General features: G+C 48.4%; 12 protein-coding genes and 1 pseudogene. 3 read left to right on the top strand and 10 right to left on the bottom strand.

Annotated features, from left to right (window positions below):
• Nucleotides 1-17 precede the first annotated feature (17 nt).
• The 10 genes and pseudogenes from lpxK to M2371_RS08120 all read right to left on the bottom strand — a co-directional run bounded on the left by lpxK (nucleotide 18) and on the right by M2371_RS08120 (nucleotide 12,397).
• On the bottom strand, nucleotides 18-1,001 hold the full coding sequence (lpxK, locus tag M2371_RS08165; protein WP_172895007.1) for a tetraacyldisaccharide 4'-kinase: 984 nt from the start codon (nucleotides 999-1,001) through the stop codon (nucleotides 18-20).
• Nucleotides 998-2,746 carry a lipid A ABC transporter ATP-binding protein/permease MsbA gene (gene msbA / locus M2371_RS08160; RefSeq protein ID WP_034494324.1) on the bottom strand — a complete coding sequence of 583 codons (1,749 nt, stop codon included), beginning with the start codon at nucleotides 2,744-2,746 and terminating at the stop codon, nucleotides 998-1,000. Before msbA ends, lpxK begins: the two co-directional genes overlap by 4 nt.
• Before the next feature lie 36 nt (nucleotides 2,747-2,782).
• Complete coding sequence (locus M2371_RS08155; RefSeq protein WP_259267429.1) at nucleotides 2,783-5,053, bottom strand: ComEC family protein; 2,271 nt, start codon at nucleotides 5,051-5,053, stop codon at nucleotides 2,783-2,785.
• A gap of 201 nt (nucleotides 5,054-5,254) precedes the next feature.
• Nucleotides 5,255-5,542 (bottom strand): integration host factor subunit beta, encoded by a 288-nt coding sequence (gene ihfB, locus M2371_RS08150; RefSeq protein WP_034494322.1) that lies wholly within the window; start codon nucleotides 5,540-5,542, stop codon nucleotides 5,255-5,257.
• A 90-nt stretch (nucleotides 5,543-5,632) separates the two neighbouring features.
• Nucleotides 5,633-7,309, bottom strand: coding sequence for a 30S ribosomal protein S1 (gene rpsA / locus M2371_RS08145; RefSeq protein ID WP_034456368.1), 1,677 nt, complete (start codon nucleotides 7,307-7,309; stop codon nucleotides 5,633-5,635).
• Between the two features lie 195 nt (nucleotides 7,310-7,504).
• Nucleotides 7,505-8,191, bottom strand: coding sequence for a (d)CMP kinase (gene cmk, locus M2371_RS08140; protein ID WP_259267428.1), 687 nt, complete (start codon nucleotides 8,189-8,191; stop codon nucleotides 7,505-7,507).
• 179 nt (nucleotides 8,192-8,370) lie between these two features.
• Nucleotides 8,371-8,875, bottom strand: a pseudogene (locus M2371_RS08135) (M48 family metalloprotease); the annotation flags it as partial.
• 219 nt (nucleotides 8,876-9,094) lie between these two features.
• On the bottom strand, nucleotides 9,095-10,378 hold the full coding sequence (gene aroA, locus M2371_RS08130; protein ID WP_259267705.1) for a 3-phosphoshikimate 1-carboxyvinyltransferase: 1,284 nt from the start codon (nucleotides 10,376-10,378) through the stop codon (nucleotides 9,095-9,097).
• An 80-nt stretch (nucleotides 10,379-10,458) separates the two neighbouring features.
• Nucleotides 10,459-11,544 (bottom strand): 3-phosphoserine/phosphohydroxythreonine transaminase, encoded by a 1,086-nt coding sequence (serC, locus tag M2371_RS08125; protein ID WP_259267427.1) that lies wholly within the window; start codon nucleotides 11,542-11,544, stop codon nucleotides 10,459-10,461.
• Between the two features lie 160 nt (nucleotides 11,545-11,704).
• Nucleotides 11,705-12,397: a DUF421 domain-containing protein gene (locus M2371_RS08120; RefSeq protein WP_259267426.1), complete on the bottom strand. Its 693-nt coding sequence runs from the start codon at nucleotides 12,395-12,397 to the stop codon at nucleotides 11,705-11,707.
• A gap of 138 nt (nucleotides 12,398-12,535) precedes the next feature.
• Here M2371_RS08120 and ycaO point away from each other — a divergent pair, with 138 nt between their 5' ends.
• The 3 genes from ycaO to pflB all read left to right on the top strand — a co-directional run bounded on the left by ycaO (nucleotide 12,536) and on the right by pflB (nucleotide 17,894).
• Nucleotides 12,536-14,293 (top strand): 30S ribosomal protein S12 methylthiotransferase accessory factor YcaO, encoded by a 1,758-nt coding sequence (gene ycaO, locus M2371_RS08115; protein WP_259267425.1) that lies wholly within the window; start codon nucleotides 12,536-12,538, stop codon nucleotides 14,291-14,293.
• Nucleotides 14,294-14,699: 406 nt separating this feature from the next.
• Nucleotides 14,700-15,557: a formate transporter FocA gene (gene focA, locus M2371_RS08110; RefSeq protein ID WP_034494317.1), complete on the top strand. Its 858-nt coding sequence runs from the start codon at nucleotides 14,700-14,702 to the stop codon at nucleotides 15,555-15,557.
• A 54-nt stretch (nucleotides 15,558-15,611) separates the two neighbouring features.
• A complete protein-coding gene (gene pflB, locus M2371_RS08105; RefSeq protein WP_034494316.1) occupies nucleotides 15,612-17,894 on the top strand; it encodes a formate C-acetyltransferase in 2,283 nt (760 codons plus the stop codon).
• The last annotated feature ends 72 nt before the right edge of the window (nucleotides 17,895-17,966 follow it).

The following is a 17,966-nucleotide window of genomic DNA, read 5'->3' as shown; positions in this document are numbered from 1 at the left end:
GGTGCGCGAACTTTTGTTTAGCGCACCAGCGCCAATAATGAGTGCAATAATTCATCGGCCTGAGGTTGCGCCAGATGCGCATCGACCGGTAAGTACCACCAGTTATCATGACCGTTAACGAAAGCACGACACTTCACCGCATCTTTCTCGGTCATTAACAAGGTTTGCCCCGTCTGAACGAGTTTTTCCACATCACTTTCACTCAGTGCCTGGTGATCGCCAAGACTGACGGTGTGAACTGGATTTACACCACATTGCTGCAACGTGGCAAAAAAGCGTGGTGGATGTCCAATGCCAGCCATTGCAACCACATTTGTCAACAGATCTACCGGGCGCTTTTCTCCGGTCAACAAATTGACTGCATCACCGGGATAGAGCGCCATCGAGATTTCTCCCGCTTTTGCCACACCACCATTTGTGATAACGGCATCCACAGACGCCAGACGGCCTGTACGTTCACGCATTGGCCCTGCCGGTAACCACCAGCCGTTGCCAAATCGCCTGATGCCGTCAACAACCACAATTTCTTTATCACGAGCCAGCGCATAATGCTGCAAACCGTCATCGGTAATAATCAATTGCGGTTGTACTTTTTCCACCAGTATTTTTACCGCATCACTACGACGGGGAGCCACAGCGACTGCGGCACCAGTGCGCTGATAGATAAGTACGGGTTCATCACCCGCCTGGGTAGTAGTGCTATCCGGGTTCAACAACAATGGGTAGGATTCTGCTTTACCACCATAACCCCGCGAGACCACGCCAACACGAATACCACGCTGCTGTAGTTGCTCAACCAGCCAGATAACAACCGGAGTTTTGCCGTTACCACCCGCAGTCAGATTCCCGACCACCACCACTGGCACAGGAGCGCGCCAGCTTTTTTGTAACCCTATTTTATAGCTAAGACGAATAGCACCGCTCACCAGGCCATAAAGCCAGGAGAGCGGTAATAGCAAAAGATAGAGGGGAGATTTTCCCGACCAAATGCGTTCAATCATGAACCGAATTGCATCCGATGCAGTTGCGCATAGACTCCACGGTGCTCAAGCAGTTCGACGTGAGCACCACGTTCCACAATGCGACCGTCCTCTACCACGACAATTTCATCAGCCTGTTCAATAGTTGATAAACGGTGAGCAATGACCAGAGAAGTACGGTTTTTCTGCAGTTCATCCAGTGCAGCCTGAATTGCACGTTCTGACTCGGTATCCAAAGCAGATGTTGCTTCATCAAGAATCAGGATTGGACTGTCGCGTAACAATGCGCGGGCAATGGCAATACGCTGACGTTGGCCGCCTGAAAGAAGCACGCCATTTTCACCAATGACGGTATCCAGGCCATTATCCATCTTACTGATAAAGTCCATGGCATAAGCCATTTGCGCAGCTTTTTCGATATCTGCACGCGAATACTGTTCATTGCGCGCATAGGCAATGTTGTTCGCAATAGTGTCATTGAATAAATGAACATTTTGCGAAACAAGAGCTACCTGATTACGCAGAGAAGACAGGGTGTATTCACGAATATCCACACCATCAATCGTAATGTTGCCTTCCTGAATATCGTAAAAACGCGTCATCAGGCTTGCGATGGTGGATTTCCCCGACCCCGAACGCCCGACAAGCGCTACCGTTTTCCCTGCTGGAATATTCAGGTTGATGCTGCGCAGTGCAGGCACATCGCGGCCAGGGTAAGTAAAGGTCACATCACGGAATTCAACATCACCTTTAGCACGCTCAATCACGCGAGTCCCGGTGTCTTTCTCTTGCTCAGTATCGAGAATAGAGAACAGCGTCTGGCATGCGGCCATACCACGTTGGAACTGTGCGTTGACGTTGGTTAATGATTTCAACGGACGCATCAGAGCAATCATGGAAGAGAACACAACCGTGATAGTACCGGCAGTCAGTGTTTCCATCACACTTGGGAAGCTTGCCGCATAAATGACGAAAGCCAGAGCCAGAGAAGCGATGAGCTGAATGATCGGGTCAGAGATAGACGATGCAGACACCAGTTTCATGCCCTGAAGACGCATACGGTTACTGACCTTGTTGAAACGTTCGGTTTCAACATCCTGACCGCCGAAGATCAACACTTCTTTATGACCTTTCAGCATTTGCTCAGCACTGGTTGTCACTTGGCCCATCGTGTTCTGCATATTTTTGCTGATATTACGAAAACGCTTTGAAACAAAGCGGATAGCAAAAGAAACGATAGGTGCCAGCACAATCAGAATCAGCGAAAGCTGCCAGCTATACCAGAACATCAATACAAACAGGCCGATGATTGAAGCACCTTCACGGACAACTGTTATTAATGCGCTGGAAGAAGACGAGGCAACTTGTTCGGAGTCATAAGTGATACGCGAGAGCAGAGTCCCCGTTGACTGTTGGTCAAAGAATGCAACAGGCATCCCCATCATATGACTGAACAAACGACGACGCATGTTCATAACCACGTGCCCTGAAACCCAGGAGATACAGTAGCTGGAAACATAGCTTGTTACGCCACGCAGCACCATCAGTGCGATAACAACTAAAGGCATCCAGAGTAAAACCGATTTATCGGTTTTTCCAAAACCATCATCCAGTAACGGTTTGAGTAAAGACAGCATATAGGTATCACTGGCAGCGTTGAGGATTAACGCAATACCAGCCACAATCAGACCTGGCTTAAAAGGAGCAATCATCGGCCAAAGGCGGCGGAAGGTCTGCCATGTGGAAAGATCTTTATCGTTATGCATTCAGTAAACCAGCATTAGATGAAATAGCCGCATATTCTACCCATTATCCCGGGATACACCAAACCACTGATGATACCAACGGGGTGAAATTTGAGCTCTGAGGCTATTGATTTGCCATTTATCACTATTTATATCGATAGTAAGTTGGCCTGATTGCGCAGTGTCGTACCAGGTGTACCCCTGCGACTGATAGCGTTTGACTACTTTTCCAGAAGGTAAATGCCATGCGTTATAGCGCGATGTTGAGGCAAGTGCCGCAGTTCCAGCGACCGCTCGTAGTAAGGGAGCACCAGATGATGTACGGCTGCCATGATGAGGTACCTGAATAATATCAGCATGTAAGATGCCCCATCGCCTCTTCAGCATAGCCAATTCTGCTTCAGCTTCCACATCCCCGGTTAATAAAATACGAAAATGTCCGTCGCTCACCATAACAACACATGAGCCATTATTACCGGTCGAAGTGGGTGAAACGGGTGGCCAGAGCACGGTAAATTGTAATTTCTGCCACTGCCATTTCTCACCTTGAAAACAAGGATTATGCCCCGCCCAGCGTAAAGGGCTACGAACTTTTATAGCTGGCCATTCACGTTGTAGGCTGTTTAACCCCCCTCTATGGTCAAGATGTTCATGGCTTATGACAACTTGCTCGAGTGACAAATGATGCCAACGCAACCATGGAATAATGACTTGTTGCGCAGCGTCACCGCCAGGCCAGGCATTCCCGGTGTCATATAAAAACACTTTTCCTTGCCTGATCAGGGCGATAGCTAGCCCATGCCCCACATCCAGCATAACCACCTGCCATGAATCATCTTTTTTATCTACTCGCATTGTAGAAGCAGCCAGAGACAACATCAGCGCTACTACTGATACAAATGAGCTCCGCCAAAGTGATAAACGATGGATAATGACAGTTAACCAACCGCTCAGGCTCAATGCCTGGAAACGCCTGTCTACAGTCAGCCAACCGTCTGGTAACAGAGATAAAGCGTTAAATAGCAGTGCTAAAAAGCGGTCAACTGCCCACCATAAGTGTTCACCGAGCCACGGAACTGGGGTCAACACTAATCCGGCAAGCAGCAATGGGACAACAACAAATGAAATCAGCGGGACCGCAAACACGTTGGCAAACAGCGCACTGAGGCTGATTCCGTGAAAGATAAAAATTTGGAGCGGCATCAGTAAAAGCATAATGCCAATTTGAAGGTGTAATAAATAAAGCGGATATCGACAGAACCATCGCGCCGTTGCCACACTGCGCGGAAGCGGCATCCATTGATACCAAAAATTAAGTGCCGCCACGGCAAGTATCGATAACCAAAAACTGTCTGATAATACCGCTAGCGGATCGTAAATCAGGATACCGGCAATACAACACAACCAGACTTCCCATCCCGACCAGCTTCGGCCTTGTAACTTAAGTAATAACCAGATGTTCAAGCCAATCAATGCTCTTACTGCCGGAGGATTTCCGCCAGCAAGCCAGGTATATACGCCGGCGGCTATGACACTGGCTATTAAGGGCATCCTGTAGTGAATTCGATGGGCCGGAAAACTCAGTTGCAACAAACGCGCCAGTAACCAACCGACCATGGCCGCCAGTGAAATATGCATCCCGGAAATCGCCATCAGATGAGCGGTGCCACTCTGGCGCAATAAGTTCTTTTGTTCATCACTCACGCCTGAACGTTCACCAAAAGCCAACGCCAGAATAACACCCTGATAAGGCAATGAATCGGTCACTCCCTCTACTGCAGCAAGCCAATGTGCCCGCAAGCTGCATTTTTCAGAGATTTGTTGAGCCGAAATAATACGCGCACTAAAAGGCTGATGCTGTGCAAGTGCGTATCTTTGGCTATCAAAACCGCCCTCATTAAGTTGGCCATGAACCGGGCGAAGCAGGACTTTCATGCGCCAGCGCTGCCCTGCGCACACACTTCCTGCCAGGTAAGTTCCCTGACTTCTGATACCAAAGGTTGGGAAAATGGATTTGCCTTCTACCGAGATTATTTGCAGCTCATGGTTCTGTTTTCCATCCGTGCGAGTAACCGCCGCTTCGACGACAACGGGTTTCGCCGCCCACCTTTCGAAGGGCATAAGACTCTGCCCTGCACTGAAAAGCGCCCAGCCAAAACAAATCACAATAACTGCAACGAAACGCATCAATCGGAATGGAATAAAAGCCAGGCACAAGGCGATGACGAACAGTGCGGCTATAACATTGCCAGCAGGAATAGCAGGAAGCACCATTAAGGGGATTATGCCAATAATTATGCAAAAACACAGACCGATTAGATTGTTCACAGAACCTCCTTGTTGAAGGCAGTCTGAGATATCTAATCATTAGAGTCAGTCTGGTTTTATTGCCTTTCCGATGAGGGTTCCAGGGTTTTACGCTCTAAAAAGTAACGCTCATGAATTTTGCGAGTCTGCTCGAAAAGACAGATTTTGAGTATAAAAAAACGGCACCCTGAGGTGCCGTTCTTGAGGATCAAGTCCGAAGACTTAATTACCGTAAATGTTGGCGCGGTCACGCAATTCTTTACCTGGTTTAAAGTGCGGAACGTATTTGCCTTCCAGATCCACTTTATCGCCAGTTTTTGGATTACGTCCGGTGCGAGGTGCGCGATAGTGTAAGGAAAAACTGCCGAAACCCCGGATTTCAATACGCTCACCTTGGGCGAGAGTAGAGGCCATATGCTCCAGCATCTCTTTCACTGCATCTTCTACAGCTTTCGCCGGGATGTGAGATTGCGAAGTTGCAAGTCTTTCTATCAATTCTGACTTGGTCATGATTCCTCCGGTTTCCTTTCAGGAAAATTAACTTACAGCTATCAATCGAACAAGGGCGGCCGTAGCCGCCCTGATTTAGTGCTCAGACGATTACTCGCCTTTAGCTGCTTTGAATGCTTCAGCCATAGCGTTAGAGAAGTTAGGTGCATCTTCCTGTTTGTTGTTAACAGTAGCGATTGCATCTTTCTCGTCAGCTTCGTCCTTAGCACGAACAGACAGGCTCACAACACGGTTTTTACGGTCAACACCGGTGAATTTAGCTTCAACGTCGTCGCCTACGCTCAGAACCAGAGTTGCATCTTCAACGCGGTCACGGGAAGCTTCAGAAGCACGCAGGTAGCCTTCTACGCCATCTGCTAATTCAACTGTAGCACCTTTCGCGTCAACTGCTGTTACTTTACCAGTAACGATAGTACCTTTCTTGTTCAGTGCAACGTAGTTGTTGAACGGATCTTCTGCGAGTTGTTTAACACCCAGGGAGATACGCTCACGCTCTGCGTCAACTTGCAGAACCACAGCCGCGATTTCGTCGCCTTTCTTGTATTCACGAACTGCTTCTTCGCCTGCAACGTTCCAGGAGATATCAGACAGGTGAACCAGGCCGTCGATGCCACCGTCCAGGCCGATGAAGATACCGAAGTCAGTGATTGACTTGATTTTACCTTCAACGCGGTCGCCCTTGTTGTGGGTTTCAGCGAACAGCTGCCATGGGTTAGATTTGCACTGCTTCAGACCCAGGGAGATACGACGACGTTCTTCGTCGATATCCAGAACCATAACTTCCACTACATCACCAACGTTAACAACTTTGGATGGGTGGATGTTTTTGTTGGTCCAATCCATTTCGGAAACGTGAACCAGGCCTTCAACGCCTTCTTCGATTTCTACGAAGCAGCCGTAATCAGTCAGATTAGTCACGCGACCAGTCAGTTTGGTACCTTCTGGATAACGCTTAGCGATTGCGACCCATGGATCTTCGCCCAGTTGCTTCAGACCCAGAGACACACGAGTACGCTCACGGTCGAACTTCAGTACTTTAACGGTAATTTCATCGCCAACATTCACGATTTCGCTTGGATGCTTAACGCGTTTCCATGCCATATCAGTGATGTGCAGCAGGCCGTCAACGCCGCCCAGATCAACGAATGCACCGTAGTCAGTAAGGTTCTTAACGATACCTTTAACTTCCATGCCTTCTTGCAGGTTTTCCAGCAGTTGATCACGTTCTGCGCTGTTTTCGGATTCGATAACTGCACGACGAGAAACAACAACGTTGTTACGCTTCTGGTCCAGCTTGATGACTTTGAACTCAAGCTCTTTGCCTTCCAGGTGCAGAGTGTCACGTACCGGACGAACATCTACCAGTGAACCTGGCAGGAACGCACGAATACCGTTCAGCTCTACAGTGAAGCCACCCTTAACTTTGCCGTTGATGATACCGACCACAGTCTCAGCTTCTTCGTAAGCTTTTTCCAGCGTGATCCAAGCTTCGTGACGCTTAGCTTTTTCACGGGACAGCAGAGTTTCGCCAAAGCCATCTTCAACAGCGTCCAGAGCAACATCAACTTCGTCACCAACCTGGATTTCCAGTTCGCCAGCAGCATTTTTGAACTGCTCTACAGGAATTGCAGACTCAGATTTCAGACCAGCGTCAACCAGTACGATATCTTTGTCGATAGCAACTACTACGCCACGAACGATGGAACCCGGACGGGTTTCGATTGTTTTCAGGGATTCTTCAAAGAGTTGAGCGAAAGATTCAGTCATGTTGTTAATCTTCAAGGTTCTTTAGTTTAACGTCCATTTAGCATCCCGCCGAATGGGGTTGTTTCACATACCCCGCCATTGGCTCCATGCCGACAGGGTTTAGGTTACAGGGGTAAAAAACTACCCGATATGTCAGGATACCACTATGGCAATATCATGACAAATATGACAAAACACACACCAGCACAATATTGGCTATTGTGCTGGTGTTAAAATTTTCTGCGCATAACTCAGCGCTTGTTTGATGACGTCTTCAATGGACATGCTGGTTGAATCCAACACCAACGCATCTGCGGCTGGCATTAACGGTGCTACTGCACGGTTACGGTCACGGTCATCACGTTCTTTAATTTCTGCCAAAAGGCGCTCAAAGTTAACACTAAAGCCCTTTTCCTGCAACTGTAGCATACGTCTGTGCGCACGCTCTTCGGAAGACGCATCGAGGAATATTTTTACTGGTGCATCAGGGAAAACAACCGTCCCCATATCACGTCCATCAGCAATCAGACCAGGCGCTTCTCTGAAAGCACGCTGGCGACGCAACAGGGCTTCGCGGACACGCGGGAAAGCAGCGACTTGGGAAGCAGCGTTGGCAACTTCCTGGGTACGGATTTCAGCGCTGACATCTTCGCCTTCGAGGATGACTTCCAGGTTGCCATTGTTGGCAACAAAGCGCACATCAAGGTGAGCGGCCAACGGAACCAATGCATCTTCAGAGGTCACATCTACCTGGTGATGCAGAGCCGCTAATGCCAGAACGCGGTAAATCGCGCCGGAATCAAGCAGATGCCATTGCAACGCTTCCGCCATGGCTTTACAAAGCGTGCCTTTACCTGCGCCGCTTGGGCCATCAATCGTTATTACCGGGGCGGATGCCGTCATCTTACTCTCCTCTCGCTGGAATTGCGGACCTGAAATAGAAACGCCGCGTATTATACGCCGCCAGAACCCTGACCGTTATCTTTCGTGCCAATTATCGTCGTTAATAGGGCTGAGTGTAGAAGAATTGCGCGAATTGAGACAGGGCTGGAAAAAACCAGCCCTAAAATCAGAGAGGTAGATTATTTTTTATCAGCTGCTATACGTTCGCGAATATGCTGCGCACGTTCCGTTGAAGGTGGATGTGAATCAAACATAGATTTTGCTGTTCCACTCAGCGTTGCCAGTTTATCAAAACTGCTGGCAAGGCCTTGTGTACTGATACCGCGTTTTTTCAGCAAATCATATGAGAAATCATCCGCTTCAGATTCTTCACTGCGCGAGAATGTTGCATTGATGACCCCTTCGGCCAAATCACCAAGTTGCGATTGAGATAGCTGCGAAGCGACACCACTGGTTGCTGAGACTGCATCACGAGCGGCCATTGTCGCATACGCCGTTTGCATTTTTTCTCGAGTGTGACCCAGCGCAACGTGTCCCATTTCATGGCCCAAAACGCCTTCCACTTCGTTATCAGTCATCATATCCATCAGGCCGCTATACACACGCACGCACACAACCGTTAGCCATTGCCCAGGCATTTACATCACTGGTCAAATACACTTTGTAATTAACAGGGGTGCCATTTTTAACGTCTTCATAGTTATCTTCCATTGATGAGCTATACATGAAACAAATCATTGATTTGTCGATCAAATCGGAAGCGAGATTAACAGCGGTACACGCTGGTGCAATAAAAGCAGGGGTATGAAAACGGAGTTGATATTAAGCGCGGGATTGATACTAAGCGGTGTAGTTAAAATAGGCTCCGGTACACGATCTGTGACCGGAGCATAATGTTGTACGCTACGCGAGAGTGCTGATGCGTGCTAATTGTTCAAAGTAGTCCGGGAAGGTTTTGGCTGTACATTTCGGATCAAGAATCGTGACCGGTGTGTCCGACAATGCCACCAGCGAGAAACACATCGCCATGCGGTGATCGTTATAAGTCCCGATTTCTGCAACTTGTAGCTGAGCGGGGGGAGTCACAGTGATGTAATCTTCGCCCTCTTCCACCACCGCTCCAACTTTGCGCAACTCTGTAGCCATTGCACTCAGGCGGTCAGTCTCTTTCACGCGCCAGTTATAAATATTGCGCAATGTAGTGGTGCCTTTAGCAAACAAAGCCGCAGTTGCAATGGTCATCGCTGCATCAGGAATATGGTTCATATCCATATCAATAGCGTTGAGTTCTCCGCGTTCGCAGGCGATAAAATCCTCTCCCCACGTCACTTTTGCACCCATTGCTTCGAGCACATCTGCAAAGCGAATATCACCCTGGACGCTATTGCGCCCGATACCGGTCACTTTTACCGTGCCGCCTTTAATGGCACCAGCTGCGAGGAAATAGGACGCAGATGAAGCATCACCTTCCACCAGATAAGCGCCTGGTGAGGTGTACTGTTGGCTGCCACGAATCACAAAACTACGGTAATCCCGGTTTTCCACTTCTACACCGAAAGTTTTCATCAGGTGCAGTGTGATGTCGATATAAGGTTTCGAGACCAACTCACCTTTGATAGTGATTTCGGTGTCGTTTGCTGCCAGTGGCGCCGTCATTAAAAGTGCGGTCAAGAACTGGCTGGAGACACTACCATCGACAGAAACCTGCCCGCCACTAAAACCACCACGCAGACGCAACGGCGGATAGTTTTCTTGCTCCAGGTAATCAATCTGCGCGCCGCCCTGGCGTAAAGCATCAACCAAATGGCCGATTGGGCGTTCTTTCATGCGCGGTTCGCCCGTCAGCACGATGTTGTTACTGCCCAGACACAATGCCGCCGCCAGAGGGCGCATTGCCGTACCCGCGTTACCTAAAAACAGTTCAAGCTCACCCGATGCTTGTAATGGGCCACCCATTCCTGTGACTTCACAACGCGTACGATCGGCGGAAAGTGTATAACTCGCTCCCAAGGCTTTCAGCGCGTTAAGCATGTGACGCACATCGTCACTATCCAGCAAATTAGTCAGTTCGGTGGTGCCATTAGCCAGCGCTGCAAGTAGCAGTGCTCGGTTAGAAACACTTTTTGAACCTGGGAGGTTAATTGTGCCGTCGACCAATGCGATGGGTTGTAACGTCAGGGATTCCAGCATGGGGAAAATACTCTCAACTCAAAACAGAATAAAAACCCCGCGAAGCATGTCGCGGGGATAATCTCAACTAACAGCAATTAACCGTGGCGACGTTCAAAATCGACCATAAAGTTGGTTAATGCTTTAACGCCTTCAAGCGGCATGGCGTTATAGATGGAGGCACGCATCCCACCGACGACGCGGTGGCCTTTCAGCGCATGCAGACCCGCAGCAAAGGATTCTTCGAGGAACAGTTTGTCGAGTGCGCTGTCAGCCAACTGGAATGGCACGTTCATGCGTGAACGGTTCGCCGAAGCAACATCGTTACGATAGAAATCGCTTTTATCAATCACGCCGTACAACAGCTCAGCTTTCGCCTGATTGATTTTGTCCATCGCTTCAACGCCGCCCTGCTCTTTCAGCCATTTAAACACCAGACCTGAAAGATACCAGGCGAAGGTTGGCGGGGTGTTAAACATAGAATCATTGTCATTAAGCACGGTGTAATCAAGAATCGACGGGCACGCTTTATGCGCCTTGCCGAGCAAATCTTCACGCACGATGACCAACGTCAAACCCGCAGGGCCGATGTTCTTCTGCGCGCCAGCGTAAATTACGCCAAAGCGGCTTACGTCCATCGGATGCGATAAGATAGAAGATGAGTAGTCAGCAACAACAACGGTGTCGCCAAAATCTGGCGCTTCATGAATAGCAATGCCATCGATGGTTTCGTTTGGGCAGAAATGCAAATAAGCACTGTTTTCAGAAAGTTGCCATTCGCTCATCGGTTTGATGGCGCGCAGACCGTCAACAGTGACTTTGGCATCAATAACATTTGGGTTGCAGTATTTATGTGCTTCTTTTACTGCACTGCTCGCCCAGTAGCCGCCGTCAACGTAATCAGCGGTAGTTTTGTCACCCAGAATATTGAGCGGAACGCCCGCGAATTGGCCGCGACCACCACCGTGACAGAATAAAACTTTGTAGTTCGAGGGGATTTGCAGCAGATCGCGAAAATCTTTTTCAGCTTCTTCAGCAACCTGAATAAACTCTTTACTGCGGTGGCTTATCTCCATTACGGAGGTGCCTAAACCTTGCCAGTCACAGAGTTCATTTTGTGCACGACGAAGTACATCAGCCGGTAGCATCGCCGGGCCGGAACTAAAATTGTATACCTGAGTCATTTCCCCTCACCACGCTTAGAGTCATAAGTTTTACCACATATTCGGTTTTATCATTGAGATGCTGAGGCTGCAATGGTTAATACGGCATGGTGCGGTAATGTGCGCAAAATCACACAACAGAATCAACTAATCGCTGAATTAAACACCCGATAAACCCCCGTCAGGTGACTCGTGTTGCCGTGCTGGCTTTGACCCATTGATGATGTTTACAGCGTGGACAAAGAATTTTTCTTCCTGCGTTTAACGTCAACACTTCACTACATCGAATGCAGGCGTAATCCCCATCCTCCGGAACCCTCTCGAAACGCTCGCTACAATACTCAGGCAATATAGATAAACCCGGCCTGACCAAATCATCGGGGAAGTAATAGACGCTAATCTGCCCGTTGGTTTCTAATATTGCCAGCCGAACCTGCCCCAAATGCTCTACACCATGCAGGCGTAGTTCCATGAAGAACTCAAATTCGGTCATGTTTTGAGCTTTCATTTTTTCCCAGGCAAACTCACCTTCTTCTATTATTACCGCGGGTTTTCCTTCCATCAGATTTTCGAGTTTTTCACTGTGGCTCATCAACCACATCGCCAAACGATATAAGCAAGCGAGCGTCATAAATACGACGAAGACAGGCAGCATCGGCACATCGTCATAAAACGCCACATCACCTGCCGCTGAGCCAAGAGTCAGAATTATCAACACTTCAAACAACGACATCTGCCTTACGCCACGCCGCCCGGTTATCTTTAAAAACAGGAACACGAGCACAAAGGTGTAAAGGCTACGAAAAGCCACTTCCCACAGAAAATCTAAAGGGACTTTGTCTAGCGCCATCCGCTGGAGATCAAAACTCTTCATTTATACCGCCATAACAGTAGGTTACTGACAATAAGCATAGCCTGTTATGCTAAGGCCGCCTGCTTGCCGCTGACGATAGCGTCGGTTGGCTAAAACCCGTATCATTGCGCGCTTTGCGTACGACAAAAGTGAAACCTCATGACTCAAACCTTTATTCCTGGCAAAGATGCCGCTCTGGAAGATTCCATCGCTCGCTTCCAGACCAAGCTTGCCGATCTTGGCTTTAATATAGAAGAAGCCTCCTGGTTAAATCCGGTCCCTAACGTCTGGTCCGTTCATATTCGTGATAAAGACAGCGCACTGTGCTTCACCAACGGTAAGGGTGCGACTAAAAAAGCAGCATTAGCATCTGCGTTGGGCGAATATTTCGAACGCCTGTCGACCAATTACTTCTTCGCTGATTTCTGGTTGGGTAAAACCATTGCTAATGGCCCGTTTGTGCATTATCCAAACGAGAAGTGGTTCCCGATTCCTGAAGATGAGCAGTTGCCAGAAGGTATTCTCGACGAGCGTCTGCGGGCATTCTACGATCCTGAAAACGAAGTCACCGCAGGTATGCTGATTGACCTGCAATCAGGTAATGAAGAGCGTGGGATCTGCGCCCTGCCATTTACCCGTCAATCGGATCAAGAAACCGTCTATATTCCGATGAACATCATCGGGAACTTGTATGTTTCTAACGGGATGTCTGCAGGGAACACCGCAAACGAAGCCCGTGTTCAGGGACTTTCAGAAGTTTTTGAGCGTTACATTAAAAATCGCATTATCGCGGAAAGCATTAGCCTGCCGGAAATCCCGCAGGAAGTGTTGGCTCGCTATCCTGGCGTGGTTGAATCCATTGCCACGCTGGAAGCTGAAGGTTTCCCAATCTTCGCTTACGACGGTTCATTGGGCGGCAAATACCCGGTTATCTGCGTTGTGCTATTCAACCCAGCAAACGGGACCTGTTTTGCTTCGTTCGGTGCGCATCCTGATTTTGGTGTTGCGCTGGAGCGTACCGTGACTGAACTGCTTCAGGGCCGTGGTTTAAAAGACCTGGACGTGTTCACTCCGCCTACTTTTGATGACGAAGAAGTGGCCGAACACGCGAACCTGGAAACCCACTTCATTGACTCAAGCGGCCTGATTTCATGGGATATGTTCAAGCAGGATGCTGACTATCCGTTTGTTGACTGGAGTTTCTCCGGCACAACAGAAGAAGAATTCGCCACTTTGATGGCCATCTTTGACGCAGAAGATCAAGAAGTGTACATCGCCGATTACCAGCATCTGGATGTTTACGCTTGCCGTATCATCGTGCCTGGAATGTCCGATATCTATCCTGCGGAAGATTTGCTGCTTGCCAATAACAATATGGGTTATCACCTGCGCGACACCATTCTGGCGCTGCCAGGAAGTGAGTGGGAAAAACAGGATTATCTGGGTCTCATCTCGCAGTTAGATGAAGAAGGTCATGATGATTTCACCCGTGTGCGTGAACTGCTCGGCCTGGCGACCGGTAAAGACAACGGTTGGTACACGCTACGTATTGGCGAGCTGAAAGCCATGCTGGCGTTGGCGGGTGGTGATACCGAACAGGCGCTTATCTGGACCGAATGGACGATGGAGTTCAACGCCTCTATTTTCAGCCCTGAGCGTGCGAACTACTATCGCTGTCTGCAAACCCTGCTGTTACTGGCGATGGAAGAAGACCGCCAACCGCTGCAATATCTGAATGCCTTCGTACGTATGTACGGCGCAGAAACAGTCGAAGCGGCAAGTGCTGCTCTGAGCGGTGAAGCGCCATTCTATGGCTTGCAAGCTGTAGACAGCGATCTGAAAGCTTTCCCAGCCCATCAGGCATTGTTAGGCGCGTATGAAAAACTGCAACGCGCAAAAGCGGCTTTTTGGAAATAAAGTAATAAAACTTGAGTAAAGGTACGTAAACCATAAGGTTTACGCTATATTACGGGGCGATTTTTATTGCCCCGTGTTTTTATTGTCGCCGCAATAATTTCATATGTGACTCAATAGTTAAATATTGGTGAAATATTATTATTTTAAAACAATAAATATTGTTGCCAAATTATAGAAATACTCCATTCTAATTAACCTGACACAGGAGCGCCGAGGTTAAATATCAAATTACATTATAAACTTTAAACTTTATTTTTATAACCAAAATCAATCACTTATGCTGAAAAACAGGTAAACACCTGCTTTTTTCAGGCCTATAAGCTTGGCGAGATATGATCCATATCAAATTTTACTCTATAATGCTTTGTTAGTATCTCGTCGCCGAATTAAATAAGAGAGAGTTAGTGTGAAAGCTGACAACCCTTTTGATCTATTGCTCCCAGCCGCTATGGCGAAAGTCGCCGAAGATGCTGGCGTCTATAAAGCAACAAAACACCCGCTGACCACGTTTTATTTAGCGATAACTGCGGGCATGTTCATCTCGATTGCCTTTGTCTTTTACATCACTGCTACCACGGGTACTGCGACCATCCCATTTGGGATTGCAAAACTGATTGGTGGTACTTGCTTCTCCTTAGGGCTTATCCTTTGTGTCATCTGCGGTGCCGACCTTTTCACCTCTACGGTGTTAATCGTTGTTGCGAAAGCCAGCGGGCGAATCACCTGGGGTCAGCTAGCCAAGAACTGGATTAACGTCTACGTCGGAAACTTGGTTGGTGCGTTGCTATTCGTGGTGTTGATTTGGTTGTCAGGCATGTATATGACAGCAAATGGTGCGTGGGGTCTGAATGTGCTTCAAACCGCAGACCACAAAATGCATCACACCTTTATTGAAGCTGTATGCCTCGGTATTTTGGCTAACCTGATGGTCTGTCTGGCTGTCTGGATGAGCTACTCGGGCCGCAGTTTGATGGATAAGATGTTTGCTATGATCCTCCCGGTCGCCATGTTTGTTGCTTGTGGTTTTGAGCACAGTATCGCAAACATGTTCATGATCCCTTTGGGTATCGTAGTACGCAACTTTGCAAGCCCGGAATTCTGGACCGCAGTCGGGTCGTCTCCGGACAATTTCACACACTTGACCGTATTGAACTTCATCACTGATAACCTGATCCCAGTAACTATTGGGAACATCATTGGTGGCGGTGTACTGGTTGGGTTGACGTACTGGGTAATTTATCTGCGCGGTGGCGATAAGCACTAATGTGCTAACCATTGTTCAGGGAATAAGAAATCCACATTAGAAGGTAGGTGTTAAATGTCCGAGCTTAATGAAAAGTTAGCCACAGCCTGGGAAGGTTTTGCCAAAGGTGACTGGCAGAATGAAGTCAACGTGCGTGACTTTATTCAGAAAAACTACACCCCTTACGAGGGTGACGAGTCCTTCCTGGCAGGTGCTACTGAAGCAACTACCACACTGTGGGACAACGTCATGGAAGGTGTTAAACAGGAAAACCGCACTCATGCGCCTGTTGACTTCGATACTGACCTCGCTTCCACCATCACCTCTCATGATGCTGGTTACATCAACAAGTCCCTCGAAACTATCGTTGGCTTGCAGACTGATGCTCCACTGAAACGTGCAATTATTCCGTTTGGTGGCATCAAAATGGTTGAAGGTTCTTGCAAAGTATACGGTCGTGAACTTGACCCAATGCTGAAAAAGATCTTCACCGAATACCGCAAAACCCACAACCAGGGTGTGTTTGACGTTTATACCAAAGACATCCTGAACTGCCGTAAATCAGGCGTAATCACCGGTCTGCCGGATGCTTACGGTCGTGGTCGTATCATCGGTGACTACCGTCGCGTAGCGCTGTACGGTATCGACTTCCTGATGAAAGACAAATTTGCTCAGTTCAACTCTCTGCAATCCAAACTGGAAAACGGCGAAGATCTGGAAGCAACAATCCGTCTGCGTGAAGAAATCTCCGAGCAACACCGTGCTCTGGGTCAGATCAAAGAAATGGCTGCTAAATATGGCTGCGATATCTCTGGTCCTGCTAAAAATGCTCAAGAAGCTATTCAGTGGACTTACTTCGGCTACCTGGCTGCGGTTAAATCTCAGAACGGCGCTGCAATGTCCTTTGGTCGCGTATCCACTTTCCTGGATGCATTCATCGAACGTGACCTGAAAGCAGGCAAAATTACTGAGCTTGAAGCACAGGAAATGATTGACCACCTGGTCATGAAACTGCGTATGGTTCGCTTCCTGCGTACCCCTGAGTATGATGAGCTGTTCTCTGGTGACCCAATCTGGGCAACTGAATCTATCGCCGGTATGGGTGTAGATGGTCGTACTCTGGTTACCAAATCTAGCTTCCGTTTCCTGAACACCCTGTACACCATGGGGCCGTCTCCGGAGCCGAACATCACTATTCTGTGGTCTGAAAAACTGCCACTGAACTTCAAGAAGTTCGCAGCTAAAGTTTCCATCGATACCTCTTCTCTGCAATACGAGAACGATGATCTGATGCGCCCTGACTTTAACAACGATGACTACGCAATCGCATGCTGCGTAAGCCCAATGATCGTTGGTAAGCAAATGCAGTTCTTCGGTGCTCGTGCTAACCTCGCGAAAACCATGCTGTATGCAATCAACGGCGGCGTTGATGAAAAACTGAAACTGCAGATCGGTCCTAAAGAAGCACCAATCATGGCAGATGTCCTGGACTACGATAACGTTCTGGATCGTCTTGACCACTTCATGGATTGGCTGGCTAAACAGTACGTCACCGCGCTGAACATCATTCATTACATGCATGATAAGTATAGCTACGAAGCGTCTCTGATGGCTCTGCATGACCGTGACGTTGTTCGCACCATGGCTTGTGGTATCGCGGGTCTGTCTGTTGCAGCTGACTCACTGTCTGCAATCAAATACGCGAAAGTTAAACCTGTTCGTGACGAAGACGGCCTGGCTGTAGACTTCGAAATCGAAGGCGAATACCCAATGTTCGGTAACAACGATTCTCGCGTAGATGACATCGCTGTTGACCTGGTAGAACGTTTCATGAAGAAAATTCAGAAACTGACTACTTACCGTAACGCTATCCCGACTCAGTCTGTTCTGACCATCACCTCTAACGTGGTTTATGGTAAGAAAACCGGTAACACCCCAGACGGTCGTCGCGCTGGCGCTCCATTCGGTCCAGGTGCTAACCCAATGCACGGTCGTGACCAGAAAGGTGCTGTTGCCTCTCTGACTTCCGTTGCTAAACTGCCGTTTGCTTACGCTAAAGATGGTATTTCTTATACCTTCTCTATCGTTCCTAACGCACTGGGTAAAGACGACGAAGTTCGTAAAACTAACCTCGCGGGTCTGATGGATGGTTACTTCCACCACGAAGCGTCCATCGAAGGTGGTCAACACCTGAACGTGAACGTAATGAACCGTGAAATGCTGCTGGATGCGATGGAACACCCTGAGAAATATCCTCAGCTGACCATTCGTGTATCTGGTTACGCTGTACGTTTTAACTCCCTGACTAAAGAACAGCAGCAGGACGTTATTACCCGTACCTTCACTCAAACCATGTAATTCACGGTTTGTCTGAAAAGGCGTAGAATAAAGGCTCCACCTCGGTGGGGCCTTTTCTTATGTCAGAACCGA

Origin of the sequence: Buttiauxella sp. BIGb0471, assembly GCF_024807715.1 — a bacterium.
Taxonomy (GTDB): Bacteria; Pseudomonadota; Gammaproteobacteria; order Enterobacterales; family Enterobacteriaceae; genus Buttiauxella; species Buttiauxella agrestis.
This window is presented reverse-complemented; position numbering and strand designations above follow the sequence as displayed.

Coding starts and splice junctions, on each gene's coding strand:
- lpxK (WP_172895007.1), bottom strand. CDS start 1,001: ATGATTGAACGCATTTGGTCGGGAAAATCTCCCCTCTATCTTTTGCTA.
- msbA (WP_034494324.1), bottom strand. CDS start 2,746: ATGCATAACGATAAAGATCTTTCCACATGGCAGACCTTCCGCCGCCTT.
- ihfB (WP_034494322.1), bottom strand. CDS start 5,542: ATGACCAAGTCAGAATTGATAGAAAGACTTGCAACTTCGCAATCTCAC.
- rpsA (WP_034456368.1), bottom strand. CDS start 7,309: ATGACTGAATCTTTCGCTCAACTCTTTGAAGAATCCCTGAAAACAATC.
- cmk (WP_259267428.1), bottom strand. CDS start 8,191: ATGACGGCATCCGCCCCGGTAATAACGATTGATGGCCCAAGCGGCGCA.
- serC (WP_259267427.1), bottom strand. CDS start 11,544: ATGACTCAGGTATACAATTTTAGTTCCGGCCCGGCGATGCTACCGGCT.
- M2371_RS08120 (WP_259267426.1), bottom strand. CDS start 12,397: ATGAAGAGTTTTGATCTCCAGCGGATGGCGCTAGACAAAGTCCCTTTA.
- ycaO (WP_259267425.1), top strand. CDS start 12,536: ATGACTCAAACCTTTATTCCTGGCAAAGATGCCGCTCTGGAAGATTCC.
- pflB (WP_034494316.1), top strand. CDS start 15,612: ATGTCCGAGCTTAATGAAAAGTTAGCCACAGCCTGGGAAGGTTTTGCC.